Genomic DNA, 24,471 nt, shown 5'->3' with positions numbered 1-24,471 from the left:
AATGTCTGTTGCAGAAGGAATTTTTTGTATCGGGTTATCTCGCGGTAGGCTACGCGCGCCTTCTGAATCCGGCAAATCGTTGTCGGTTACATTGACCGCGCCGCGGTGGCCAAGACTTGGTTTCGTCCCGCGTAAAAGATATATTTCCCGAACTGTCGACCTATATCGTGGTGAAAGCCGGGTAAGCCGGGCCACGACCGGCGGCATTCGGCGGACGACGCTCAGGAGAGATCGACGCCAACATAATAAAAGCACAGCCATGGCTGCGCAGTGCGGGAAACGAACGATTACAACAATCCGAAGGAGGACGAGAACGCCATGCTGAAAAGACTATCGCTGCCGATACTGGCAGCGCTCCTGGTTGGCCTGAGCGGCTGTGGGCTCATCTACAAGCCGACCGGTCATGTACTCGCCCATTATGCCCAGGATGAAGTCGTGCCCTACGCGCTGGGCAGCGGCGACCTGGACCTGTCCGCCTGTGGCACCGGCATGGGTCAGCATCAGTTGCTCGCCTCCTTCGAGCGCGTGATCGGCCGTCCGTCGAAAGTGCTACTGACCACGAACCTGCTCGCCGGGCTTTGTTCCGAAACGCAGGCACAGGAACAGCAGCTGCGTTTCGCCCGCGCGCTGCGCGACGGCGAGACCGAGGAAGCCCGCGATGCGCGCGTCGAATCGCAGCGTCTGTTCCGCCGCACGGCCCTGCGCCGCTACCAGGTCTATCGCGACACGGTGGATGCGTTCGGTGAGTTCGGTGACGGAGAATGCCCGTCGTATGGCAGCGATACCGAGGAGCTCGAATTCATGGTGGGTACGCTCACCTCGGTGCAGGCCCTGCTGAGCGACATTCAGGCTTCGAGCAGTGTCGGCGTGCCGCAGGACGTGGCTGCCAAGGCCGGCCGCGCCACGACATGCATGGACAACGAGAAATGGTGGGGCGTGCCGAACGCGCTTCAGGCGGTGGTATGGCTGAGCGTTCCCGGCACCACGCCGGACGGAAAGGATCCCTGGGCTCAGCTCAAGGAAGCCGCCGATTACGGCGAAAGCAAGGGCATGGCACTACCGGCGACGCTGTATGCGATCGCGGGCTTCGGGCAGTCGAACGACGCACGTGAGAAGGAAGGCATCCGCCAGGTCGCCAGGATCTACAACGCCGGGGATACACCCCAGGATTACGTGCTTTTGTCGGAGATCGCCTACGCCCAGGCGCTGTATCTGTCCGATCGCATCTGGACCCGCGAGACCGGCCAGCGCACGCCCTTCCTCTCGCTGGGTGACTTCCCGGGCGACGAAGACGAGAACGACGACACCAACTTCGACGCCGGAAGCTTTCTTAACTGATGAATAGCGAAAACACGTCCAGCGGGTCGGCAGCCGCCGACCCGCACGCCGGCGATATGTCCACGACATACAGCGCAGGCCGTAACTGGCTGATCACCCTCCCCGTTGCGGTATTGCTGCTGTTCGCCATCCTGTTCGGCACCAGCGCCTTCATCCACGGGCAGCTCCTGAGCCTGGGCGGCGAAATCTGGCAAAACTACAACACGCTCCGCTACGACATGTCGGAACCGACATGCGACCCGGACCTGGACATCGATGCGCGCCTTGAGCAGAGCCAGTCGAGCACGGCCGACGCAGACAGCCTGTTCGATGCCGGCCCGTCCGATCCGGAGGCCAAGCGTCGCTCGCTGGAAAGCCAGCGCGACCAGTGCCGGGCCAGCTACGAGCGCTACGAATACAACAGTGAAATGACGGCCACCTCGACGCTGCGGGCCTATCGCACGCTCGAGCTGAGTATGGGCCGTATCAACCAGATGGGCCAGGGATTCCAGGCCTATATTCTGGTGCTTTTGATCATGCTCGGCGGCTTCATCGCCACGGCACTCAACGAGCAGATCGGGCTACGCGCGCCCAAATCACGGCTCGACTATCGGGTGAGCTCGGCGGCACAGATCGTGGCCAACCTCGCCATGGCCGTCAGTGGCTTCGTCTGGCTACGGCTCGACTCCGGCGGTGATTTCGGCCTGAACCTGCTCTGGCTGATCGGTTTCATCGCGCTGGCCATCGTCGCCACGTATCGCAGTTTCCGTGTTCCGGAAACCGCCACGCCGGGCGGCTCGATATTTCATGCATCGCTCAGCGTGCCGCTGTACTGCTGGCTCGCGCTCGTCAGCATCGTCTATTTCTTCGTCACCGAAGGCTATGTCGCCGGGCCGGCGATCCAGTTGACGAAGATGATCCGCTTTGCCGATCTCTACACCGGCATCGGTCTGTACGTGTGGGTGGGCATGATGCTCAAGCACACGCGTATCGCCGAGGTGATCTTCGGCCTGTTCCGCTCTTGGGACATGCGCCCGGAGTTCGTGGTCATCCTCGTCGTGCTCGCCTCGGCCTGGCCAACCGCCTACACCGGCGCATCGGGCATCTTCGTGCTCGCGATCGGTGCGGTGATTTACCAGGAGCTGCGTATTGCCGGGGCCTATCGCCAGCTGGCCGTGGCGTCGACCGCGATGTCCGGCAGCATGGGCGTAGTGCTCAATCCCTGTCTGATGGTGGTGATCATCGCCGCACTCAACCGGCAGGTGACCACCGATCAACTGTTCGGCTGGGGCATGTACGTGTTCGCCCTCACCGCGATCATCTTCACGGGCTTCGTGTACCTCACCCGCAAGAGCAAGCCCTATATCGCCACGCCGGACACCGCGCTGCCGAAAATGCGCGAGGCCATCGGCCCGCTGATTCCCTACGTGGTTATCGGCGTGGTGGTAGTGCTGATCTATACCCGCCTGCTGGGCCAGAGCTTCAACGAGTTCTCGGCGCCGGTGATTCTGCCGATCATGCTCATCGCCCTGCTCGGCTACGATCGCTGGCGGGCCAAGCGGCTGTACAACGACGCCATCTACAAGGCCGACCGCGGCCAGGCGAAGGCGCCGGATCACGTGCCGGCCGGTTTCTGGAACGCACTGCGCTCCTCGACCGCCGATACATCCATGCTGCTGGGCGCGCTGCTCATGCTGATGGTGCTGTCCATCGTGTTCGGCGGGGTCATGGAACGCTCGGGCGTGATGGAACTGTTCCCCGAGGATCTGGGCAACATCTGGTACGCCACGGGCCTTCTGGTGATCATGCTGGTATTCATCGGCATGATCATGGAGCCGTATGGCGCCATCATCCTGGTGAGCGCCACGCTGGCGCCGGTGGCTTATCACAACGGCATCAATCCGGTGCATTTCTGGATGATCGTGCTGGTGGCGTTCGAGCTGGGCTATCTCAGCCCGCCCGTGGCGCTCAACCAGCTGCTCACCCGTCAGGTGGTGGGCGACGCCGAAATCCAGGCCGCCAAGGCCGAGGTCGCCGACGATCCCAGCTTCTGGCGCCGCCACGAAGCCCTGCTGTTGCCGATCACGGTACTCGCGTCGTCGCTGCTGCTGGTCGCCTTCGTGCCGCTCATCTTCATGGAGCTGTTCTGATGCGTCCGCTCGATCAGGATCGCGCGTAACCCGAAAAGCAAACCTTCAGCATGTTCTGAAGATCACTCCGGAGGAAGAAACCCCATGCTACCCAGAAAAATGACGTCCTATCTCGGCGCGGTCGCTGTTGGCGCCGCTGCCCTGCTCGGCAGCGCGATGCAGCCGGCTGCGGCGCAAGAAACCCGCTCGCTATGCATCTACGACCCGATCGGCGCGAACGGCTTTATCTACCAGTCCTTTCAGGATTACGTCGTGCAGGCGCGCGAATGGGGTATCAAGTTCAATACCCGTGCCTATACCGATGAAGCCGTGGCCGCCAACGATTTCAAGGCGGGCAAGTGCGACATGGTCGGCATCACCGGCGTGCGCGCGATCCATTTCGTGAAGTTCGCCGGCAGCCTCGACATGGCCGGCGGCCTGCAGACCTATGACCAGGAAAAGACCGCCATCAAGGTGATGTCGAGCCCGAAGGCGGCGGATCTGATGCAGTCGGACGGCTATGAAGTCGTTGGCGTGGTGCCGCTGGGCAAGGCATTCCTGTTCGGCCGCGACAAGGGGTATCTGGAAAGCCTGGATACCATCGCCGGCAAGAAGATCGCGGTGATGTCCTACGACAAGCAGGCCTCGACGCTCGCCAACGTCGCCGGCGCATCGCCGGTGGGTGCGTCCATCGCCTCGTTCGGGCCGATGTTCAATAACGGCAGCGTGGATCTCGCCTATGCGCCGTCGTTCGCCTACAACGCGCTCGAACTCTACAAGGGCCTGGGCGAGCAAGGCGGCATCGCGGACTTCGTGCTCGGCATGCTCTCGGGTCAGCTGGTCGTCCACCAGGACAAGTTCCCCGACGGCTTCGGCCAGAAGTCGCGCGAGTGGGTGTTCAACAACATGTTCGACTCCACCCTGCGTCGCGTGGAAAGCGCCGACAGCGACATTCCGGACAAGTACTGGGTGCATATCTCCGGCGAGCGTGACGCGAACTATCGCGAGATGTTCCGCAACACCCGTCAGGATCTCTGGGACAACGGCTGGTACAACCACCGCATGCAGCACCTGCTCAAGAAGATTCGCTGCTCGACCGACAGCGGGCTGGCGGAATGCAGCCAGGAAAGCGAGGGCGGCCCGGTCAACTGATCGCGGCCTGACCCTGGACCTTTCAGCCCGTCGTGCATGAGCGTGCACGACGGGCTTTTTCGTTGAGACCCACGGAGCCCGCCATGCCCTTTCCATTTCGCTGCCGCTGGCCGCTCGCGTTGGTAATCCTCGCCGCGCTCGGTATGAACAGCGCCGTTGCCGACGACGTGGTCGAGCGTTCGATCTGTGTTTACGACCCGGTCGGAGCCAGCGGCGCCGTCATCGAGCAGTTCCAGGATTACGTCGTCATGGCACGCGAGGCCGGCGTGAAGTTCGACCTCCGCCCGTATACGGACGAAGGCGTGGCCGCCAACGACTTCAAGTCCGGGCGCTGCGATGCCGTCGGCCTTACCGGTATTCGCGCCAAGCAGTTCGTGCCGTTCGCCGGCAGCCTGGACATGGTCGGCGCGCTCCAGACCTACGACCAGATGCATACCGCGATTCGTGTCATGGCCAGCGACAAGGCCGCGGATCTGATGCGCAACGGCGGATACGAAGTCGCCGGCGTCGTGCCCGGCGGCAAGGTCTATCTGTTCTCGCGCGACCGGCGCTTTCTCGACAGCCTCGAGGCCGCGGCCGGCAAGAAGGTCGCCGTGATCGGCTACGACAAGCAGGCGCGCGTGGTCGCGAACGTGGCCGGCGCCTCGCCCGTGCCCGCGACCATCGCCAGCTTCGGCCCGCTGTTCAACAACCACAGCGTCGACATGGCCTATGCGCCGGCCATCGCCTACAACGCCCTCGAGCTATACCGCGGCCTCGGCGAAGACGGCGGTGTCGCCGACTTCGTGCTGGGGATGCTCTCGGCCCAGATGGTCATCCATCGCGACCGCTTTCCTGCCGGTTTCGCGGCCGAATCGCGACGATGGGCGGCGAACAAGGCCTGGGATCGCATTCTGCCGCGTATCCGACAGGCGGATGCCGAAATTCCCGATCGATACTGGGTCCATATCAGCGGCGAGCGCGAGAGCAAGTATCGCGGCATGCTGCTGGAGATCCGGCAGCGGCTCTGGGAAGAACAGTGGTACGACCACCGCATGCAGCATCTGCTCAAGAAGATTCGTTGTGCCGATGACCCTGGCCTCGCCGAATGCTCACGGCCGACCGAAGGCGGCGCCGTGAACGGCTGAGCGCAACGCACTGGCGTTAAGCGCATACGCGGCGTAGGCTCGCGGGGTCATGGGGGCAAATAAAGATCGCGGCCTGTTCGCCGGCAGCACGCGCTGTACGGCATCGGCGCGCGCGGCACATGGCATGAGTCGTGCAATCGACGCACCCACCCGCAATGCCGGCCTGGACAGCGCCCCGGCGATACCGCCAATACAAACGCAGATCGCCCGATCTATTGCGCTTGCCCAGGCACGGCGCTGTGCACCCGGCCGTGAGCCGATGACGAATTAACGCAGGGAGACCGAAGCGATGGAATTACTCGACACGCTGCAACAGGGCATTTATGCCGTGATGACACCTGTCAGCAGCTTCATCTGGTCATACATCCTGTTTTACCTGCTTTTCGGTGCGGGCATCGGGTTCACCATCATGACCCGGTTCATGCAGTTCCGCATGCTCGGCCACATGGTGCGGATCACGTTCGACAGCCGCAGCAGCGATCAGGGCGTGAGTTCCTTTCAGGCGCTCGCCACCTCGCTGGCGGCGCGCGTGGGCACCGGCAACCTGGCCGGTGTGGCGCTCGCCCTGTGGGTAGGCGGCCCGGGCGCGGTGTTCTGGATGTGGATGACGGCGCTGGTGGGCCTGGCGACGACATTCGTCGAATGCACCCTCGGTCAGGTCTACAAGATCCACTATGCAGACGGCGTCTATCGCGGCGGCCCGGCGTACTACATCGAACGCGCACTCGGCCAGAAATGGATGAGCATCCTGTTTGCCGTGTTCCTGATCATCGCCTACGGCTTCGCTTTCTCCGGCGCGCAGGCGAACACCATCGCCAAGGGCATGGAAGGCGCCTTCGACGTGCCGACCTGGGTGACCGGCATCGCGCTTGTTGTGCTCGCGGCGGTGGTGATCTATGGCGGTCTGCGTTCGATCGCACGCGTGGCGGAAAAGATCGTCCCGCTCATGGCCATCGGCTACTTTCTCGTCGCGGTTTACGTGATGATCGCGAACTACAGCGAAGTGCCCGGCATGCTGTGGCTGATCATTCAGAGCGCCTTCGGCTTCGGCCCGGCGGTCGGCGGCGCAGTCGGCTATACCATCAAGGTCGCCATGGAAAACGGCGTCAAGCGCGGCCTGTTCTCGAACGAGGCCGGCATGGGCTCGACACCTAACGCGGCCGCCACGGCCGAGGTGAACCATCCGGCGGCGCAGGGGCTGGTGCAGGCATTCGGCGTGGTCATCGATACGCTGATCATCTGCAGCTGCACCGCGGTGGTGATTCTGCTTTCGGGTGTCTACGACCAGATGCTTGCCAGTGGTGGCGGCGAGTCCATGCAGGGCATCCAGCTGACCCAGACCGCGATGGCGGACCACCTGGGCGGCTTCGGCGTCGGCTTCATCGCGGTCGCGATCCTGTTCTTCGCCTATACGTCCATCTTGGCGAACTTCGCCTACAGCGAGATCAATCTGGAGTATCTGGCTGGCAGGCACCACAAGAAGGCGATCGCGATTCTGCGTCCCCTAGTGCTGGCCATGGTGATGATCGGGTCGGTCGCCACGCTGGGCTTTGTATGGGATTTCGCCGATCTGGCCATGGGGCTGATGGCCACTACCAACCTGATCGCCATCATATTCCTCGCCCCCATCGCACTGCGTGTGCTCAAGGACTACGAACGCCAACGCGGCGAAGGTATCGACGAGCCAGTCTTCAACCGCCAGGTGCTGAAAAAACCGGACGAGGTCGAACCGGGCATCTGGGACTGATCGCACCCGTGCATGACGCGCTGGCCGGCGCCTAGAAACCGATCAGCGCGATCTCGCGACCGATTGCAATGCGACATGCCCCGCCGGCGACGAGCCGGCGGGGTGCTTGCGTCGGCCCGCGGTGCTAGAGAATCTCGCGCCCCTGCCAGCGCAGGGCTGCATCCGAGTCCTGCGCATACTCGCGGGCACGCGTGACGATGGCGTCGAAATCTTCGGGATTTTCCAGCGCTTCGAGGATCGTGTCGGTCTTATCGCCGCGCTGCTCGACGATCGCGCGCAGGATCGCGACGCTGGTATCGGTATCACGGCTGAGTTTTTCCAGATTGGCCATGTCTGCTGCCTAATACTGAGAAGTCCTGAGTCTCGGACAGGCACAGACGACAAACATTCCCGACCCGTACGAAGTGCGAGCGCCCGATCACCCCACGACCGGGCGCTCGTGACAGCACCTAGGCTGCGGCCTGTGCGGCAGCCGAGCGACGCTGTTTCTTCGCGCGCCGTGTCGACGGCCAATTCGCCAGATCCACTTCTTCGCGAATCTCCGCGCACACGTCGATGACATGGCTGAGCTGCGCGTAGCTGTGGTTGCAGTTCACCGAGAGCCGGATCAGCGCGCGCTTGGTGGCCGTGGCGGGCGCACAGAACACCGAGCCGAACACCCCGCGCGACTCGAGCGCATCCCGCAGCACGATGGTCTGCTCCTCGGTGCCGGATTCGAGCGCAATCATCTGGGCCTGGCCACTGTCGACGTTGTACCCCAACGCATCGAGATGGCGTCGCAGATAAGCCGCGTTGGCATGCAGACGCTCGCGTTCATGGTCCGCGCCCTTGATCAGATCAAGCGTACGGGACAGGCCGGCGATGTCGTGCGGCAGCAGCGACGAGCTGAAAATCGCCGGGAACGAGTTGAACTTGATGAACTGACGCAGTCTTTCGCTGCAGGCGATCAGACCGGCCCGACCAGCAAAAGCCTTGGCCAGACTCGCGGTCACGAAGTGCACCTTCGACTGCAGACCGAGACCTGCGACCAGGCCGCGGCCTTGGTCCCCGTGGGTGCCCAGGGAGTGGGATTCGTCCACGATCGTCACACAGTCGTGGCGATTCGCCACATCCACGATCTGCTCCAGCGGCGAAATGCTGCCCGTGGTGCTGTAGATCGAGTCCACCACCACGATGCCCGGGCCGTTGCGCTCGATCATGGTTTCGAGATGGCTCGGGTCGTTGTGCCGGAACGGTTTCCACTCGAGCCCGGCACTGCGCACGCCTTCCCAGAGCGACGCATGGGCGAACATGTCCACATAAACCGGCGTGCCCGGCGCGCCGATGGCCTGAATGAGGCCGACGTTGGCGGCATAGCCCGACTGGCACAGCAGACTGGACTCCATGCGCATCCAGCGGGCCATGCGGCGCTCCAGGTGCAGCTGCGGGCTGTCGCCGTGCAGATAGACGCCCGACATCACGACCGTGTTGTCGGAACCGCGCAGGCTGTCGATCTGTGCCTGGAGAACCTCCGGATGGTTAGCGAGATCGAGATAGTCGTTGGTCACCATCAGCACGGCATCCGGGCCGGGCTGACGGCCGTGCATGATATGCCCCCCTTTCCAGGTCTTCTCGACGCGCTCGCGGAAATAATGATCCACGTGCATGCGCAGAAAATCCGGCTCCGGCATGGCCGTCGGACGAAGCGGCGAACAGCTGGATATATTTGAATTAGTCATGACAAACCCATGTCGTTGGCGTGAAATAATGTAAGAAGAATTGTGATATTTCGAATTGACAATTTTTGTCACTCAAAATACATTTCACATATCCTACGTATAACAAAATTTCGTTTCGTACAAGTGGGCTAGGCAATTACTTCGAAAAGTATTTTTTTCCCAATAAGCCAGTGAGTTGCCACACGTTGGCCAGCCGTGCCCAGCACAGCTGCCCAGCTCGCAGCGGGTCCGATCAATCGCCGAGTTCAACCGGGCGGGAAAACGCCTATGGCGCAAGGGCCATCAGAACCCGGGCAGTGTCGCACCCACAATCGGGCGGACCCCGGGACGCGCTTACATCAGCGAATAGCCGACCGTATCCAGCCATTCGAGATAGCGATTGAAGGTCGCGTTCGGCGGCACGACGCCGCTGTCCGGTTGACCCGAATCGAACACCGCCCAGCGGTAACTGCGCTTACCCTCCAACCGAGTCGCAGGCCGGATATGCGACTTCCACTGACGCCAGGGGTCACTTGTGACGCTATGCGCCGCAATCAGCAGCGTAGGGTCAAGCAGATTGTCGCCTGTGTTCAACAGCTTGAGGCAGTCGGCAGGCGCACCATTGGCTGCTGCACGCTCAGCGAGCGCCGATTGTTCCGCGGTATCGACGATCACCAGACGATAGAGTCCGCCGTCACCATCCACCAGCAAAAAGCCCGACGGATCATCGGCCAGGTAATACTCGACGAACTCGTAACGCGGCCTCAGATTCTTGAGCAGGTTCTCGACCGCGCCGTCGCAAAGCAGCGCCGGCACCTCGACATCGAAGACATCGCTGGCCGCGGTGAAGGTGTCGAGAATATGGGCATGCTGCAACTCGCGAATCGTACGATTGAGCAGTTCGTAGACGCTGTGTTCGTTCTTGCGGATGAAACGATCGATCACGCCATTGTTGAAGGCATCCACGGCCTCGGTCTCAGTCGCGACCCCGGTAAAAAGAATCTTCTTGATATGCGGATTGCGGATCTTGCGGCAGAACTCCAGGCCATTCATCTGCGGCATCGCATAGTCGACCATGGCGATCGAGATTTGCGAGAACCGGTTGGTGAAGTGCATTTCCCGTGCGAGTGCCGCCGTATCGAGGCTGACTTCGCGATGACCGGCCGCACCTATCACATTACCGCCCGTACCCCGGCTATCGAAATTGAAGAAGCGCTGTCGTGACGGTGCTTCGCTGTCACGGTCGTTGATATAACCGAGCGCCTTGTGGGTCGAGTCGAAAAGCAGGTACGGCAGATCGGCCTCGAGCTGCAGGCTCAGGTTACCCAGGAAGTCGATGTCGTCGTCGACGAGCACGATCTGCGTCGGATGAAAATAGGGCGCAAGACGGGTATCAGTCATCGCGTTCCACCGCCGGGAAAGTCATCACGAACTCGGTGTAGCGGCCCTGCGCCGAATGACAATGTATATCGCCCCCAAAGCTTTCCATGACAAGACGCGAAAAGGCCAGGCCGATGCCCGTACCCTGTCCGCGCGGCATCGCCGAGTAGAACCGTTCGAATATTCGCGGCAGCACATCAGGGTGAATGCCCGGGCCGGTGTCTCGAAAATGCAGACGATGCGCACCCGCGCCGCTGCGCTCGGTCCAGATACGGATGACACCGTCGTCATCCCCGGCCTGGGCCAGAAAATAGAGCGCGTTCTTGAGCAGATTGAACAGCAGATGAACCATCAACAGCTGCGAGCCGAAAAAGGCGAAATCGGCGCCCTGCTCCCAGTGCACGCGTTCACGTTCCCGCGCCGAATGGAACGGATAGCGCTCCAGCGCGGCTGCCACGCAGGCGCCGACGCGCGTGACCTCGAACGAGGTCTCGTCGATGGTCGTACGGCTCGAATTCACCAGCAGCATGTCGAGAATGACATTGGTGTATTCGGTTTCCGCATTGATGCGATCCAGAACCGCGTGCATCTGCCGGTAGTGGGCGGTGCGAATGCGCTTGACCGGGAGCCCGGCATCGCGCGCCATCTCGAAACCTTCGAAGATCGACGGCAAATAATTCTGCAAACCGCGCGCGCCGCTGCGTATGCCCAGTAACGGGGTGCGCAGTTCGTGCGCCATCGTCCCAACGGCCGAGGTGATGGCCGACAGCTTCTCGCGTGCCACCAGCTCGGTCTTGTAGTTGAACGCGCTGCCCGCGAGGATCGCGAAGATATAGGTCGGCACCAGCGGCAACACTTCGCTGGACTGCGCGGACAGATCCCCGCCGACCAGTTCGTAAACGGCGCAGGCAGCGCCTGCGCCCAGGGCCGCCATGACCAGAATCATGAGCCAGTCGAACACGATCAGCACCATCAGCAGACAGGCAGCCATGGTCGACAGCGCCCATACGGTCGCAAACTCGTTCATCAGCGACATGAATATAAAAAAGAATGGCAGCTGATATATGACGATGAAAAACCAGTAAAGCGTCACTTTTCGGCGCCAGAAATCGTGGCGGGTCAATCGATGCTCGAACAGCATGGGTATGGCGATGAGCACGCTGAAAGCCCGCAGCCAGGCGCTTTCGAAGCCTTGGGGCTGAAATTCCGTCCAGCACAGGTAATACAGCGGATGGCCGATAATCGCCACGATGGCAAACATCCGCATATTGGCGCGTGAGTAGATCGTACTCTGGGCGAGTGAAGCCGCCAGACGTACGCGCAGCCGCCGCCAGGCTTCTGGCGTACGCGGTGTCTTCAACGTCATTGATCGGGAAAAAAACACCCGGCGCGTCCCCTCAGCAAATTCGACATGTCACGTCGACGAAGTCAAAACGTCCCAACTCTCGGTTCATCCTATACGCCGACGGCCTGAATTCGTAGCATCGACCGCATGACCAGGGGTCACGGATTATTTATCTCGCGCGCAAGGTTATACTCAATGCGGCTGTTCACCGACCCGGGGAGATATCAAACCGCCATGTCCGCTCGCCGGCCAGCGCCCGCACGGCATCCGCACGCCCACTCGCTCGGCGGGCCACGTCGCGCCGCGAGATGAAGACGCTGCGAAACCCCCGGCTGGCGATCCGCCTGGCGCTGGCAACGGTACTGGCCGGACAGATCGCCAGTCTCACGGTTGCGTGTCAGCCCGGCGCGCTCGCCCTGGGACTGCTTATCGCAATCGAGACCTTCACCAGCCTGGCAGCCATCCTGCTGTGCTGGATCGGCCTGCGTGCCACGCATCCGGACCGGGCCCGGATGATCAGCCCCCTCGTGACCTGGCTCGAGAACATCGACGTGGCCGGCGACAGCCGCCCGCGCCCGTCGGTACCGCTCGAGGGTGCCGACTCCCAGCTGGTTGCCACCGTCGACAATCTCGTGCATCGCGTACAGCAATATCGCGACAAGCTGCTGGTACGCCACCAGCGCGTACAGCGGCTGCTGCGCAACGTGACCGACGTGCTGTACCACACCGACAGCAGCGGCCGGATCAGCTGGATCACCGATACGGTCAACGACATGCTCGGCTACCGGCCCGCCGAACTCGAGGGCCGGCTGCTGCGGGACCTGCTGGCCGACCCGGAAAAGGACGAGCCGGCGCTGCTCGAACGTCCGCAACTGCGCCGCCACCCCACGCGCGTATTCCGGCGCGACGGCAGCATCGCCTGGCTGCTGATTTCCTCGCGTCGTATCGACGATGCGCATGGCCAGCCCATCGGCAGCGAAGGCGTCTGTCGTGACGGCACCCGGCTGATCGAGACCCAACATGCGCTCGACGATGAGAAGGAGCGCGCCCAGGTCACGCTGGCATCGATCGGCGATGCGGTCATCACCACCAATGCTCATGGCGAGGTCGACTACCTCAACCCGCGCGCGGAACAGATGCTGGGCGTGCCCACGGCGGATGCCATAGGCGAACATTTCGACACCCTGTGCAATGTCGTCGACAACGATCGCAACATCACCGCAAACGGCCTGGTTCAGGCCTGTCTCAACACCGGCACCATCCAGGAACGCGACGAAGATCTGACCCTCTACGATCGCGCGCCCCAGACTACCGGCCATACCGTCAAGGTCACGATTTCGCCGATCCGCGACAGCCATCAGCACGTGGTGGGCACGGTCATCGTGCTGCACGACATCACCCGCCTGCAGCAGATCTCGCGGGAACTGGCCCATCAGGCCAATCACGATCTGCTGACCGGCCTTCCGAACCGCCGCGCCTTCGAGCACCTGCTCGGTGAGTTTCTCGCCGAGACAGGCCAAGGACATCACCACGCGCTGTGTTATCTGGACCTCGATCAGTTCAAGCTGGTCAACGATACCTGCGGCCATGACGCCGGCGACGAAATGCTGCGCCAGATCTCCAATCAGATCTCGAGCCAGATCCGTGTCGGCGACACGCTCGCCCGGCTCGGTGGCGACGAATTCGGGCTGATCATGTGTCACCTGTCGCTCACCGATGCCAAGATCAAGGCCGAAGCATTACGCACCGAGATCGACCGGTTCCGCTTTCGGTGGAACGACAAGCTGTTTCGCCTCGGCGCCAGTATCGGCGTGGCGGCCATCGACCGTGAGGCCGTCAGCACGACGGAATTGCTGCGCCGCGCCGACACCGCCTGTTATCTGGCCAAGGAAAAAGGCCGCAACCAGGTCTATATCTATCGCGGCGACAGCGACGAGACGCTCACGCGCCACGGCGACATGCAGCGCATGCAGCAGATCAGCGAAGCGCTCGACAACGACCGCTTCGAACTGTTCGCCCAGATCATCCAGCCCATCGACCAGCGCACCCACAGCCGCTGCGGCGTGGAACTGCTCCTGCGGATGCGCGACAGCGACGGCGCCATTCTCTCGCCGCAGAACTTCCTGCTCACCGCGGAACGCTACAACGTCGCCGCCCGCATCGACCGCTGGGTGCTCAAGCGCGCCGTGGCACTGATCGCCGCCGCCGGCGACGACCACGCGGCGATCGAGCACTACAGCATCAATATCTCCGGCCAATCGATCACCGACGAACACTTCGTCGACTACGCGCGTGGCCTGATCGAAGCCTCGAGCGTCGACCCGCGCCGCCTGGTATTCGAAATCACCGAAACCACCGCGGTCACCAACACGCGGCGGGCAGGCGAGCTGATCCGCTCCCTGCGTGCGCTGGGCTGCCGGTTTTCGCTCGACGATTTCGGCAGCGGTCTGAGTTCGTTCTCCTATCTCAAGAACCTGCCCTCCGACTTCATCAAGATCGACGGCAAGCTCGTCTCCAACATTCTGCAGGACCCGGTCGAACGCTCGATCGTGGAGGCCATCAACCAGGTCGGCCAGGCCATGGGCCTGCTCACCGTGGCCGAACACGTCGAGTCGCGCGCACTGCTGGATGCGCTGCGCACGATCGGCATCGACTACGCGCAGGGCTATCACGTCGCGCGCCCGATTCCGTTCGAGATGCTGTCGAGCAGTATCGGCGCACGCCAGCGGATCGTGCGCGCGCGCTGATCGCCGGCGTCGTTCTCCGTGGCAATACCGAATCCGCGCTGGCCTGCAGTCGCGTAAGCTCTGGTCATGCCTCGAACCAGAGAACAGATCATGTCCGGTCTCAAGAAACTGATCGCCCTGTGTGCGCCCGGCCTGCTCGCAGCCTGCAGCGTGATGCCGGCCGACAACTTCCCGGTCGAAGAGCAGGTCGATCTCGATCGCTATATGGGCAAGTGGTATGTGATCGCGCATATCCCGCCGAGCGTGACCGAGAACGCCTACAACTCGATCGAACGCTACGAGCAGACCGAACCCGGCAAGATCGCCACGACCTTCACCTATCGCGAAGGCGGTTTCGACGGCGAACCGAAGACGATGAAACCCACCGGCACCGTGATCGAAAACACCCAGAACGCCGTCTGGGCCATGCGCTTCTACTGGGTGATGCGCATGCAATACCTCATTTCCTATGTCGACGCCGACTACGAGACCACCATCGTCGCCCGCGACAAGCGCGATTACGTGTGGATCATGGCGCGCACGCCGCAAATCGACGACGCGACCTACGATTCGCTCGTACAGAAGGTCGCCGACTACGGCTACGACACATCGAAGCTGCGCAAGGTGCCCCAGCAGCCGCTCGACCAGCGCGACGACGGCTGATCGCTATCGGTGATGCGCAACCGGCGGCCGGGCTACCGGTCGCCGCGCCTACCGCCCGCGAATCGTCGTGACCGGCGAGGACACTGAACAAACGTCTCCGCGTGACGAATGGCGCCGGTTGTCCGGCCTCTGGCCGTATCTGTGGGCGCACCGCACGCGGGTCGCCGTTGCGCTGGCGCTACTCATCGGCGCCAAGGGTGCGACGGTGCTGCTGCCCATCGTGCTCAAGCATATCGTCGACGCGCTCGACGCCAACGAAAGCGCGCGCGTCGCGCTGCCGGTTGCGCTGCTACTGGCCTATGGCGCCCTGCGTCTTGCCTCGGTTCTGTTCGGTCAGCTGCGTGATCTGGTTTTCGGCCGGGTGACCGAGCGCGCGATGCGGCGAATCGCGCTCAACGTCTTCGAGCATCTGCACGCGCTGGATCTCGATTTCCATCTGTCGCGACGCACCGGCGGGCTGTCGCGTGATATCGAGCGCGGCATCGGCGGCATCAGTTTTCTGCTGCGTTTCATGCTGTTCAACATCATCCCGACGCTGCTCGAGATCGCCCTCGTCGCGGGCATCCTGCTGTTCTACTACAGCGCGTGGTTTGCGGTGATCGTGCTTGTGAGCGTGGTCGTCTATGTCGCCACCACCACGCTGCTCACCGAGTGGCGCACCCGCCACGTGCGCGAATCCAATCGTCTCGACGCCCAGGCCAACACCCGCGCGGTGGACAGCCTGCTCAACTACGAGACGGTCAAGTACTTCGGCAACGAGCGCTACGAGGCCGATCGCTACGACCGCGAACTGCGCGGTTGGGAAGCCGCCCTGCGCCGCTCGCGCCTGTCGCTGGGCACGCTCAACACCATCCAGGCCACGGTGATCGCGATCGCCATCACCGCGATGATGATGCTCGCCGGATCACGCGTCGTTTCTGGCGAGATGACGCTCGGCGACCTGGTCATGATCAACGCCTACATGATCCAGCTGTTCGTGCCGCTCAACTTTCTGGGCTTCGTCTATCGCGAGCTGAAGAAATCGCTGGCCGACACGGCGCGCATGTTTCGCCTGCTCGACGTCGAGCCGGGCATCGGCGATGCGCCGGGCGCGCGTGCTCTGACCGCGACGCGCCCGCAGGTTCGCTTCGAGAACGTGCAGTTCGGTTACCGACCTCCGCGGCAGATACTGCGTGGGGTCGATTTCACAATCGCCCCGGGACGCAAGCTTGCCGTCGTCGGCCAATCCGGTGCCGGCAAGTCCACCCTCGCCCGGCTGCTGTTTCGTTTCTATGATGTGGATGGCGGGCGCATCACCGTCGATGGCAGCGACATCCGCCAACTGACCGTCGCCAGCCTGCGCGATGCGATCGGCGTGGTGCCGCAGGACACGGTGCTGTTCAACGACACGATCGAATACAACATCGCCTACGGCCAGCCGGACGCCGAGCCGGCCGCAATCGCCAATGCGGCGCGAATGGCCCATCTCGACGGCCTGCTCGCGCGCCTGCCGGACGGCATGCACACGCTCGTCGGCGAGCGCGGCCTGAAACTGTCCGGCGGCGAGAAACAGCGCATCGCCATCGCGCGGGCCATCCTCAAGAATCCCGCCATTCTCGTGTTCGACGAGGCCACCTCGTCGCTCGACAGCCACGCCGAGCAGGCAATCACCGCCGCGCTCACCGAACTCGCAGCCGACCACACCACGCTGATCATCGCGCATCGGCTGTCCACGGTGGTGGATGCCGACGAGATCGTGGTCATGGACGAGGGCTGCGTCGTCGAGCGCGGCACGCATGCCGCCCTGCTTCGCGCCGATGGCCGCTACGCCGCCATGTGGCGCCTGCAGCAACGCGAGTCGAGGCCGGCGCCAACCTAGGCCGATCAGGCGATCGCGCGACGTCGAATCACGAGGCTCACCAGGGCTGTCGCCGCCAGCCCCGCAACGGCGATCGAGAAGCCGATTCCGGCCGCGCGCAGGCCGATCGTGTCGGCCGCGACGCCGATACCCACCACCGGGATCGAAATGGCGATATAGAGCACGACGAAAAACGTCGATGCCACCTCGCCGCGGCGCGCCGCCGGGCTGGCTGCCGTCACCGCACCCATGCCGGCCCGAAACGCCACCCCCTGGCCGACACCGGCCACCAGCGCACCGCAGACCAGCAGCGTCAGGGACGAACCCAGAATGGCCGACGCCACCAGGCCGATACCCGCGATCAGCCCGGCACAACCCACGGGCAACCGCCAGGACTCGGGCAGTCGCGACTGCCCGGTCTGGCCCAGCGTTGACGCGATGAACAGCGCAAACACCACGGCGCCGGTCAGCGCATGGTTCGAATAGCCCAGAATCTCGCCCATGAATGCCGGCGCGATCGCGGTAAACAGCCCCAGGACCGCGAAACCCGCGAAGCCGGCGATCGCCGCCGGCACGAATACACCACGCACTGGCGCCGGCACCCGCAACGACTGGATTCGCAGGCGCGCGCGCTCGGGCCGGTGGGCCGTCTCCGGCGCCCGCATCACCGCAACCGCGGCAAAGGCGATCAGCAGCAGGTCGACGATGAAACAGAGGGCGAGCGGTGCGGGCAGGTACTGCGCCAGCACGCCGGCAAACAGCGGCCCGAAACCGAGTCCGCCCATGTTGGCCGCGGTCGCGATCAACGTGGCGCTGCCGGCCCAGGCGGCAGGCGCGAGTTCCACCACGGCCACCGTCGCGGTACCGGTGAAGATGCCGGCCGAAATGCCGGACAGCACGCGCCCGATCAGCAACGGCGCGAGCCCGCCGCCCCACAGAAAGGCACAGGCACTGGCCGCCGAGAACGCCAGGCCTGCCAAGAGCATCGGCCGGCGCCCGATCTGGTCCGACCAGCTGCCGGTGACGATCAAAGCACCGATAACGCCCACCGCGTATGCCGCGAAGATCACGGTGATGATCAGCTGCGAGAAACCGAGCTGATCCTGATAGATCGGATACAGGGGCGTCGGCAACGTGGTACCCATCATGGTCACGACAAAGGTCAGCGCCACCGCGAAGAACACGCTGGCAGAGCGATCGGCTTCAGGCATTCAACTCGTCCCTCGAGCCGCGGGGCCGTGCATCGACGACACCGGCCAGACAATAAAAACCATCAGCCTTCATGATACAGCGACATCGCGCGACGCCCACCTCGCGCGCATGAAAAAAGGCCCGGCGACTGCCGGGCCTGTCTGCGATCACACGATCAGGCGTCGATCAGCCTTCCTCGAACCAGCTCTCGATCTGGTCGGGATGCTCGTCGATATAGGTCTGGATCGCTTCCTCGTAGCTGGTTTCCTGCGCGTCGTACATTGCCGCCTGGAGTTCTTCCAGATCGACCTTGTAGTTGCTCAGGAAGGTCGCGACTTCGGGGTAGTCGTCCTTGAAACCCTTGCGGGCGATCACGTCGACATGCTGCGCCTCGCCCAGCGTGCCGTTGGGATCGTCGAGAAAACGCAGGTCCCAGCGGCCGAACATCCAGTGCGGGGTCCAGCCCGTAACCACGATCCATTCCTCACGCTTCTCGGCACGCGCGAGCGCGGCGGTCATGGCCGCACCACTGGCCGAGATCAGCCGGTAGTCATCCAGCCCGTAGTCGTCGATGGTCGTGTTCGACAGCTGCATCAGCCCCGCGCCGGGGTCGATGCCCTGAATCTTGCCGTCCAGCTTTTCCTGGACCGCGTCCTTCTTGAGATCCTCGATCGAGGCCAGCTGATCTTCCGGCACATAGTCCGGCACGACCCAGCCAAGGCGCGCGTTGTCGTAGATGGTGCCCAGGTTGTCGACGTCGTCCTTCACCCGCGCCATGTAGTCGGCGTGCGTGTCCGGCAACCACGCCATCAGCATGGCATCCAGGTCGCCGTTGGCCACGCCCTGATACTGCACCCCGATGGCCGACAGGGTGAGCTTCACGTCGTAATCGGTATGTTCCTCGATCACGCGCTTGGCGAGCTTGGTGATGAACTCGGCGTCCGACCAGGCCGTCCAGCCGAATTCGATGGTGTCGTCCGCGGCCTGCGCACAGCCCAGCGTGCCGAACGTCAGGCCGGCGGCCATCGCGGCCGTGCCCAGCCAGTGCTTGAATGAATGGTTTTTCATGGTCTCGGTCTCCCTTCGAATGATCTCGTGCCTCGGCGCGACCCTGCCGGTCGCGCGGTGAACTTCAGGCCGTGCGCTCCGCGTCGGCGCGGCCGAAGAACCGTTTCAATCGTGTCAGAACGCCTTCGCGCTGACGGTTCGGCTGCGCAAAACTCTGGGTGAGACGATCGAGAATGATCGCCAGAATCACCACGCCGAGTCCGCCTTCGAAACCGGTACCCAGGCGCAACTGCTGAATGCCGGCGAGCACCGGATCGCCCAGGCCGCCGGCGCCGATCATCGACGCGATCACGACCATCGACAGCGCGAGCATGATGGTCTGGTTGATACCGGCCATGATCGACGGCAACGCCAGCGGCAACTCCACCTTGAACAACAACTGCAGCTGATTGCAGCCGAAGGCGCGCCCGGCTTCGACGTTCTCGGTGGGAACCTGGCGAATACCCAGGTTCATCAGCCGCACGGCCGGCGGCATGGCAAAAATCACCGTCGCGATGGTGCCCGGCACGCGCCCGGTGCCGAAGAAGATCACCGCCGGAATCAGATACACGAATGCCGGCAGCGTCTGCATGAAATCGAGCACCGGACGCACGGCGGCGGCGAGCAGTTCGCTCTTGGCCATGGCCACGCCCACCGGCAGGCCGACGCCGAGCGCGGCCAGCGTCGCCGCGATCACCAGCCCCAGCGTATCCATGGATTCGGGCCACAGATCCATGCCAAGCACGATATACAGCCCGACGAGTACAAACAGGGCAAACCGCCAGCCCACGCGCCAGAGCGCCAGCACGGCGAGCACGCCGAACACCAGCTGCGGCGGCAGATAATTGAAGAACTCGGTGAGATTGTCGGCCACGAAACTGATCGTGTTCGCCACCGCCACGAAGAACAGCTCGAAGTGTTCCTGCATGAAATCGACGACGGCCGTGAAGCCTTCGCCGATCGGCAGCTCCATCACGAACGCGTCCTTGAGCGCCTGCCAGAACGAGCCGATATCCACATTCGGGCCCATTAGGCGGCTCCCTTGTCGGTACGGTTGAGGGTATGCAGCAGCGTCGCGCGCGAGATGGTGCCCTGATAGCGGCCGTCGCCATCCACCACCGGTACCGGGTACGGGCTCTCGGCAACCTGCGTCATCAATTCGGTAAGCGGCGTGTCGGCGGTGACCGGCGTCACATCGGCGACGAAGGCCTGTTCGATACGGCCCTCCTCGCGACGGCCGAGGCCATCGATACAGGCGATCAGCGAATCGATGCTGACCACGCCCTGGTACTTGCGGCTGCGATCATGAACCACGGCAGCCGATCCGTCGTGCTCGCGCAACCGCTCGAGCGCGGCGCGCACGCTCACGCCCGGCCGTTCCATGACCGTGACATGGTCCTTGCGCGCGACATCCGCGGCGGTGAAGACATGGCTGACGTCCACGCCGCGAAAGAAAGAGCGCACGTATTCGTTCGCCGGCTCGCGCACGATTTCTTCCGGGGTGCCCACCTGCACCACGGCACCGCCCTGCATGATCGCGATCCGGTCGCCCACGCGCATGGCTTCGTCCAGGTCGTGGGTAATGAACACCACGGTGCGTGCCTGCTCCGACTGCAGGCGCAGGAGTTCGTCCTGCATTTCCGTGCGAATCAGCGGGTCGAGCGCCGAGAAGGCTTCGTCCATGAGCAGGATGCCGGGGTTGACCGCCAGCGCACGCGCCAGGCCCACGCGCTGTTTCATGCCGCCCGACAGCTCGTCCGGATAGCTGTGCGCATTGGCCTTGAGTCCCACGGCGTCGAGCGCGGCCAGCGCCTTCTCCTCGCGTTGACTGCGCGAGGTCCCGGCCACCGCCAGGCCGAACGCCGTGTTTTCGAGCACGCTCTGATGCGGCATGAGGGCAAACGACTGGAACACCATGCTGATCTCGCGCCGGCGCAGCTCGATGAGCTGCTTGCGCGTCATGCGAGTGATGTCCTGGCCGTCGATACGAATAGCGCCCGCGGTCGGATCGATCAGGCGGTTCAGCATCCGCACCAAGGTCGACTTGCCCGAGCCGGACAGGCCCATGACGACGAATATCTCGCCTTCCTGTACCTCGAAACTCGCATCGGATACGCCGACCGTCATCCCGGTGGCCGCGAAAATCTCGTCCTTGCTCTCACCACGCTTGATGCGGTCGAGTGCGCGCCTGGGATGCGCGCCGAAAACCTTGTAGACGTGCTGTACGGATAATTTAGTGCTCAAACGCGTCCCCCGACGCCTCGTGATCGAACTCTTTTCACCCTAACGCAAGTTTCGCACCACTGTCCTGTTCGCCTGCCCTGTGCAGCCAAGCCGGCGCACCGCGAAATCAATCGATCGGGCGCAGCCAGAAGGTCAGGCGCTTGTCGGTTTCGCGCGCCGCGTCGATATCCTGCCAGGCGTAGACCGCGGTGATATCGTCGCGGCGCCGGTAGCCGCGCTTGTGCCAGAAGCGGTCCAGCGGCTCGTAGCCCGGCGGACGCAACGGATGATCGGCCGGTCGTTGCACCGCGCAGAAGCAGGCGTGACGAAAATCCCCTGCCGCCTGCGCCCAGGCTTCACGCTCGTCAAAGAACCGATGGCCCAGGCCCTGGCCGCGATAACCCGGCAGCAGCAGCGATTCGCCGAAATAGAACACACGCAACACGTCGAAGCCGGCATCCTCCAGCGGCTGACGAAAGGCCGGTTCTTCATCCGCGAGCGGCAAGGCGGTGGTCGCGCCAATCAGCGCATCGCCGTCGTACACCAGAAATGCGAGCGAACGCGGCGACCGCTCATAGGTGGCGAGATAGTCGCGCTCGTAGTCGACGTCGCCGTCGTAAAGATAGGGGAAACCGCGAAACACCCGGATGCGCAGTGCCGCAAGCGCATCCACATGAGGGGTGATCTCGGCGCCGCTGCAGCGGGTAGTGGTGAGCTGCGTCATCGATGCCCTGCCTGGCTGATCCTGTACCGCAGGCAGTGTAAGACCGCCGATCGTGATCATGCACGTGCGGCGCCGGATCAAGCGACAGCCGTCGCCGCGTTCGCGCGTATCGGGGCGCGATTCGCAGTCAGACAAACAGGAGGAAATATGGTGGCCGGAGGTGGAATCGAACCACCGACACTGCGATTTTCAGTCGCATGCTCTACCAACTGAGCTATCCGGCCAGATCGTGGAACCGATCTCGAGGAGCGCGTATTAAACCGGCCCGGGCGCCTAACGTCAACCGCCCGGGCCGCTTCGGATTCTACTGTTCCGGCGGGACGTAGTGTGTCTCGGCGGTCTGGCCGCTACCGAAGAAATATTCCTCGGTCTGCTCGGTGAGAAACTCGCGCGCCTTCGGGTCGGCCAGATGCAGCCCGTATTCGTTGATCAGGCGGGTCTGTTCGACCAGCCACTGCTGCCAGGCCTGCATCGACACGTTGTCGTAGATGCGCTGGCCCAGCTCGCCCGGCAACGGCGGACGCGGCAGGCCTTCGGCTTCCTTGTCGAGTTTGACGCAGTGGACGGTGTGGCTCATAGCGCTAGCGCTTTCTGTGGCGTATCGAGAAGACGGGCAATGGGCGCCGGCACGCCGGGGCGCGCATCGGGCGCAAACCATTGCTGCGAAGCATCCATGATACGTGCCGTATGCGAGACCTGCACCTGCGTGGCGTGAATCAGCAGCTCGAAATGGGTGAACCCATGCCGGATCGGCGCGCGTTCATGCGCGGCATCGACTGCGAGACCGAGCCGTGTTTCGCAGTGATCGTCGATATCGGCATCGACCGCGATTTCCGGCAGACTCCAGAGCCCGCCCCAGATCCCCGCGGGCGGGCGTTTTTCGAGCAGGACGCGGCCCTGCCCGTCGAAGACAACCAGTACGCGCGTCTCGCGTTGCGGGCGCTTGGCACGCTTACGCGGGGCGGGAATTCGCGCCTGCGTGCCGTGCGCGTATGCCCGGCAACGATCCCGCAGCGGACATCGCGCACAGTCCGGGCGACGGCGGGTGCACAGCGTTGCGCCGAGATCCATGATCGCCTGCGTGTAGTCGGTCACCCGTCGCTGCGGCGTATAGCGTTCGGCGAGTTGCCACAACGGTTTTTCGTAGGCTGCGGTGCCCGGCGTGGCCTCGATCGCCGCCAGACGCGCAATCACCCGCTTGGCGTTGCCGTCGAGAATCGGCGCCCAGTCGCCATAGGCCTGGGCAACGATCGCGCCCGCCGTGGAGCGGCCGATACCCGGCAGCGCCATGAGATCATCGACCGTGCGCGGCATCTCGCCGTCATACTCGGCGACCACGGCCTTTGCCGCAGCGTGCAGATTGCGCGCCCGGGCGTAGTAGCCGAGCCCGGCCCAGTAGGCCATGACATCGTCGCCCGGCGCGACGGCCAGCGCCTCGATATCCGGGAACCGCGCCATGAAGGCATTGAAGTAGTCGATGACGGTCGTGACCTGGGTCTGCTGGAGCATGATCTCGGCCACCCAGACCCGGTAGGCCGTGCGCGGATGCTGCCAGGGCAGATCGTGGCGGCCGTGAACATCGAACCAGTCCAGCAGTGCGCCGGCGATTTCCTCGGGGGCGCGATCAGTCGGCTGTGCTGTCGTCTTTTTCATAGTCGTCAGCCAGACGTTCGATGGATTCCGCGGTGACCTGTGCCTGACGGCGCAGCTCACGCGCGATGAGATACGGGCCGATCAACGGCGGCACCCAGAACGCCGGCTCGATTTCGGCATCGAACAACAAACGCGTGCCGCCGTGTTCATCCGCGCTGAAACGCCAGTCGGCATGGCCGTCCTTCAAGTCACCGGCCCCCGGCAAGACCTGCATGGCGATGGTGTCGGGCGCCTGCTCGCCGTAGCGCATGACCTGTTCGATCTGCTTGCAGAAAAAAGCCACGCAAAGACGGATATTGGAGCGCAGGCGACGCCCGGACAAGCGCTTGCTGCTGACGATGCTGGGGTTGAACTCGGGCAGGCGCTCGTAATCCGTCGCCGCACGAAACGCGGTTCGCTGCGGCACATCGAGCGTCATTGCAGCCGCCACCGTATAGCGGGTGTCGTCACGGCTGACCTGCATGCGCTCGATCACGACCGCGGGCGCCGCGGTCACGACCAGCAGCAGCGCCG

The 24,471-nt window shown here is 63.5% G+C and carries 20 protein-coding genes and 1 tRNA gene; 8 read left to right on the top strand and 13 right to left on the bottom strand.

Annotated features, from left to right (window positions below; translation table 11 throughout):
- Positions 1 to 318: 318 nt before the first annotated feature.
- The 5 genes from J7355_RS05450 to J7355_RS05430 all read left to right on the top strand — a co-directional run bounded on the left by J7355_RS05450 (position 319) and on the right by J7355_RS05430 (position 7,472).
- Complete coding sequence (locus tag J7355_RS05450; RefSeq protein ID WP_209060647.1) at positions 319 to 1,338, top strand: hypothetical protein; 1,020 nt, start codon at positions 319 to 321, stop codon at positions 1,336 to 1,338.
- Positions 1,338 to 3,467 carry a TRAP transporter large permease subunit gene (locus J7355_RS05445; RefSeq protein WP_209060645.1) on the top strand — a complete coding sequence of 710 codons (2,130 nt, stop codon included), beginning with the start codon at positions 1,338 to 1,340 and terminating at the stop codon, positions 3,465 to 3,467. Before J7355_RS05450 ends, J7355_RS05445 begins: the two co-directional genes overlap by 1 nt.
- Positions 3,468 to 3,551: 84 nt before the next feature.
- Entirely contained in the window at positions 3,552 to 4,598 is a 1,047-nt protein-coding gene (locus J7355_RS05440; protein WP_209060643.1) for a putative solute-binding protein, read from the top strand.
- An 83-nt stretch (positions 4,599 to 4,681) separates the two neighbouring features.
- Positions 4,682 to 5,725: a putative solute-binding protein gene (locus tag J7355_RS05435; RefSeq protein ID WP_209060641.1), complete on the top strand. Its 1,044-nt coding sequence runs from the start codon at positions 4,682 to 4,684 to the stop codon at positions 5,723 to 5,725.
- Between the two features lie 289 nt (positions 5,726 to 6,014).
- The gene (locus J7355_RS05430; RefSeq protein ID WP_209060639.1) at positions 6,015 to 7,472 is read left to right on the top strand and encodes a sodium:alanine symporter family protein; all 1,458 of its coding nucleotides are present in this window, start codon (positions 6,015 to 6,017) and stop codon (positions 7,470 to 7,472) included.
- A gap of 124 nt (positions 7,473 to 7,596) precedes the next feature.
- Here the strand turns inward: J7355_RS05430 and J7355_RS05425 are convergent, their stop codons facing one another.
- From J7355_RS05425 to J7355_RS05410, 4 genes are all read right to left on the bottom strand, one after another.
- Positions 7,597 to 7,803, bottom strand: a complete 207-nt coding sequence (locus J7355_RS05425) for a hypothetical protein (RefSeq protein WP_209060637.1) — start codon at positions 7,801 to 7,803, stop codon at positions 7,597 to 7,599.
- A gap of 118 nt (positions 7,804 to 7,921) precedes the next feature.
- The gene (gene cqsA, locus J7355_RS05420; RefSeq protein WP_247739784.1) at positions 7,922 to 9,190 is read right to left on the bottom strand and encodes an alpha-hydroxyketone-type quorum-sensing autoinducer synthase; all 1,269 of its coding nucleotides are present in this window, start codon (positions 9,188 to 9,190) and stop codon (positions 7,922 to 7,924) included.
- 333 nt (positions 9,191 to 9,523) lie between these two features.
- Positions 9,524 to 10,570 carry a response regulator gene (locus tag J7355_RS05415; RefSeq protein ID WP_209060636.1) on the bottom strand — a complete coding sequence of 349 codons (1,047 nt, stop codon included), beginning with the start codon at positions 10,568 to 10,570 and terminating at the stop codon, positions 9,524 to 9,526.
- Complete coding sequence (locus J7355_RS05410) at positions 10,563 to 11,915, bottom strand: HAMP domain-containing sensor histidine kinase (RefSeq protein WP_209060634.1); 1,353 nt, start codon at positions 11,913 to 11,915, stop codon at positions 10,563 to 10,565. The genes J7355_RS05415 and J7355_RS05410 overlap by 8 nt, the downstream gene beginning before the upstream one ends.
- A gap of 287 nt (positions 11,916 to 12,202) precedes the next feature.
- On the opposite strand from J7355_RS05410, the gene J7355_RS05405 reads away from it, so the two are divergent.
- The 3 genes from J7355_RS05405 to J7355_RS05395 all read left to right on the top strand — a co-directional run bounded on the left by J7355_RS05405 (position 12,203) and on the right by J7355_RS05395 (position 17,141).
- Entirely contained in the window at positions 12,203 to 14,641 is a 2,439-nt protein-coding gene (locus tag J7355_RS05405) for an EAL domain-containing protein (RefSeq protein ID WP_209060633.1), read from the top strand.
- 90 nt (positions 14,642 to 14,731) lie between these two features.
- Positions 14,732 to 15,283, top strand: coding sequence for a lipocalin family protein (locus J7355_RS05400; RefSeq protein ID WP_209060632.1), 552 nt, complete (start codon positions 14,732 to 14,734; stop codon positions 15,281 to 15,283).
- A gap of 118 nt (positions 15,284 to 15,401) precedes the next feature.
- Complete coding sequence (locus tag J7355_RS05395) at positions 15,402 to 17,141, top strand: ABC transporter ATP-binding protein/permease (RefSeq protein ID WP_247739783.1); 1,740 nt, start codon at positions 15,402 to 15,404, stop codon at positions 17,139 to 17,141.
- Between the two features lie 5 nt (positions 17,142 to 17,146).
- Here J7355_RS05395 and J7355_RS05390 read toward each other — a convergent pair whose 3' ends face one another.
- The 9 genes from J7355_RS05390 to J7355_RS05350 all read right to left on the bottom strand — a co-directional run bounded on the left by J7355_RS05390 (position 17,147) and on the right by J7355_RS05350 (position 24,454).
- A complete protein-coding gene (locus tag J7355_RS05390; RefSeq protein WP_209060630.1) occupies positions 17,147 to 18,331 on the bottom strand; it encodes an MFS transporter in 1,185 nt (394 codons plus the stop codon).
- Positions 18,332 to 18,497: 166 nt separating this feature from the next.
- The gene (locus J7355_RS05385; protein WP_209060629.1) at positions 18,498 to 19,379 is read right to left on the bottom strand and encodes a glycine betaine ABC transporter substrate-binding protein; all 882 of its coding nucleotides are present in this window, start codon (positions 19,377 to 19,379) and stop codon (positions 18,498 to 18,500) included.
- 64 nt (positions 19,380 to 19,443) lie between these two features.
- A complete protein-coding gene (locus J7355_RS05380; protein ID WP_247739782.1) occupies positions 19,444 to 20,388 on the bottom strand; it encodes a proline/glycine betaine ABC transporter permease in 945 nt (314 codons plus the stop codon).
- Positions 20,388 to 21,602, bottom strand: a complete 1,215-nt coding sequence (proV, locus tag J7355_RS05375; protein WP_209060627.1) for a glycine betaine/L-proline ABC transporter ATP-binding protein ProV — start codon at positions 21,600 to 21,602, stop codon at positions 20,388 to 20,390. Before proV ends, J7355_RS05380 begins: the two co-directional genes overlap by 1 nt.
- A 106-nt stretch (positions 21,603 to 21,708) precedes the next feature.
- Positions 21,709 to 22,305, bottom strand: a complete 597-nt coding sequence (locus J7355_RS05370) for a GNAT family N-acetyltransferase (protein ID WP_209060625.1) — start codon at positions 22,303 to 22,305, stop codon at positions 21,709 to 21,711.
- 148 nt (positions 22,306 to 22,453) lie between these two features.
- A tRNA-Phe gene (locus J7355_RS05365) sits at positions 22,454 to 22,529 on the bottom strand.
- A gap of 80 nt (positions 22,530 to 22,609) precedes the next feature.
- Positions 22,610 to 22,882 carry an oxidative damage protection protein gene (locus J7355_RS05360; protein WP_209060623.1) on the bottom strand — a complete coding sequence of 91 codons (273 nt, stop codon included), beginning with the start codon at positions 22,880 to 22,882 and terminating at the stop codon, positions 22,610 to 22,612.
- Complete coding sequence (gene mutY / locus J7355_RS05355; protein ID WP_209060621.1) at positions 22,879 to 23,958, bottom strand: A/G-specific adenine glycosylase; 1,080 nt, start codon at positions 23,956 to 23,958, stop codon at positions 22,879 to 22,881. Before mutY ends, J7355_RS05360 begins: the two co-directional genes overlap by 4 nt.
- On the bottom strand, positions 23,930 to 24,454 hold the full coding sequence (locus J7355_RS05350) for an SRPBCC family protein (protein WP_209060620.1): 525 nt from the start codon (positions 24,452 to 24,454) through the stop codon (positions 23,930 to 23,932). Before J7355_RS05350 ends, mutY begins: the two co-directional genes overlap by 29 nt.
- Positions 24,455 to 24,471 lie beyond the last annotated feature (17 nt).

This window comes from Endozoicomonas sp. G2_2, from assembly GCF_017744135.1.
Taxonomy (GTDB): domain Bacteria; phylum Pseudomonadota; class Gammaproteobacteria; order Nevskiales; family Salinisphaeraceae; genus Salinisphaera.
Note: the sequence above shows the minus strand (reverse complement) of the source record. Positions and strands in the feature narration are given on the sequence as shown.

Bases quoted from the DNA above. Each gene is read 5' to 3' on its own strand.
- J7355_RS05400 (WP_209060632.1), top strand. From the start codon at position 14,732: ATGTCCGGTCTCAAGAAACTGATCGCCCTGTGTGCGCCCGGCCTGCTC.
- J7355_RS05435 (WP_209060641.1), top strand. From the start codon at position 4,682: ATGCCCTTTCCATTTCGCTGCCGCTGGCCGCTCGCGTTGGTAATCCTC.
- J7355_RS05445 (WP_209060645.1), top strand. From the start codon at position 1,338: ATGAATAGCGAAAACACGTCCAGCGGGTCGGCAGCCGCCGACCCGCAC.
- J7355_RS05430 (WP_209060639.1), top strand. From the start codon at position 6,015: ATGGAATTACTCGACACGCTGCAACAGGGCATTTATGCCGTGATGACA.
- J7355_RS05360 (WP_209060623.1), bottom strand. From the start codon at position 22,882: ATGAGCCACACCGTCCACTGCGTCAAACTCGACAAGGAAGCCGAAGGC.
- J7355_RS05415 (WP_209060636.1), bottom strand. From the start codon at position 10,570: ATGACTGATACCCGTCTTGCGCCCTATTTTCATCCGACGCAGATCGTG.
- J7355_RS05370 (WP_209060625.1), bottom strand. From the start codon at position 22,305: ATGACGCAGCTCACCACTACCCGCTGCAGCGGCGCCGAGATCACCCCT.
- mutY (WP_209060621.1), bottom strand. From the start codon at position 23,958: ATGAAAAAGACGACAGCACAGCCGACTGATCGCGCCCCCGAGGAAATC.
- cqsA (WP_247739784.1), bottom strand. From the start codon at position 9,190: ATGACTAATTCAAATATATCCAGCTGTTCGCCGCTTCGTCCGACGGCC.
- J7355_RS05390 (WP_209060630.1), bottom strand. From the start codon at position 18,331: ATGCCTGAAGCCGATCGCTCTGCCAGCGTGTTCTTCGCGGTGGCGCTG.
- J7355_RS05425 (WP_209060637.1), bottom strand. From the start codon at position 7,803: ATGGCCAATCTGGAAAAACTCAGCCGTGATACCGATACCAGCGTCGCG.
- J7355_RS05440 (WP_209060643.1), top strand. From the start codon at position 3,552: ATGCTACCCAGAAAAATGACGTCCTATCTCGGCGCGGTCGCTGTTGGC.
- J7355_RS05405 (WP_209060633.1), top strand. From the start codon at position 12,203: ATGAAGACGCTGCGAAACCCCCGGCTGGCGATCCGCCTGGCGCTGGCA.
- J7355_RS05380 (WP_247739782.1), bottom strand. From the start codon at position 20,388: ATGGGCCCGAATGTGGATATCGGCTCGTTCTGGCAGGCGCTCAAGGAC.
- J7355_RS05450 (WP_209060647.1), top strand. From the start codon at position 319: ATGCTGAAAAGACTATCGCTGCCGATACTGGCAGCGCTCCTGGTTGGC.
- J7355_RS05410 (WP_209060634.1), bottom strand. From the start codon at position 11,915: ATGACGTTGAAGACACCGCGTACGCCAGAAGCCTGGCGGCGGCTGCGC.
- J7355_RS05385 (WP_209060629.1), bottom strand. From the start codon at position 19,379: ATGAAAAACCATTCATTCAAGCACTGGCTGGGCACGGCCGCGATGGCC.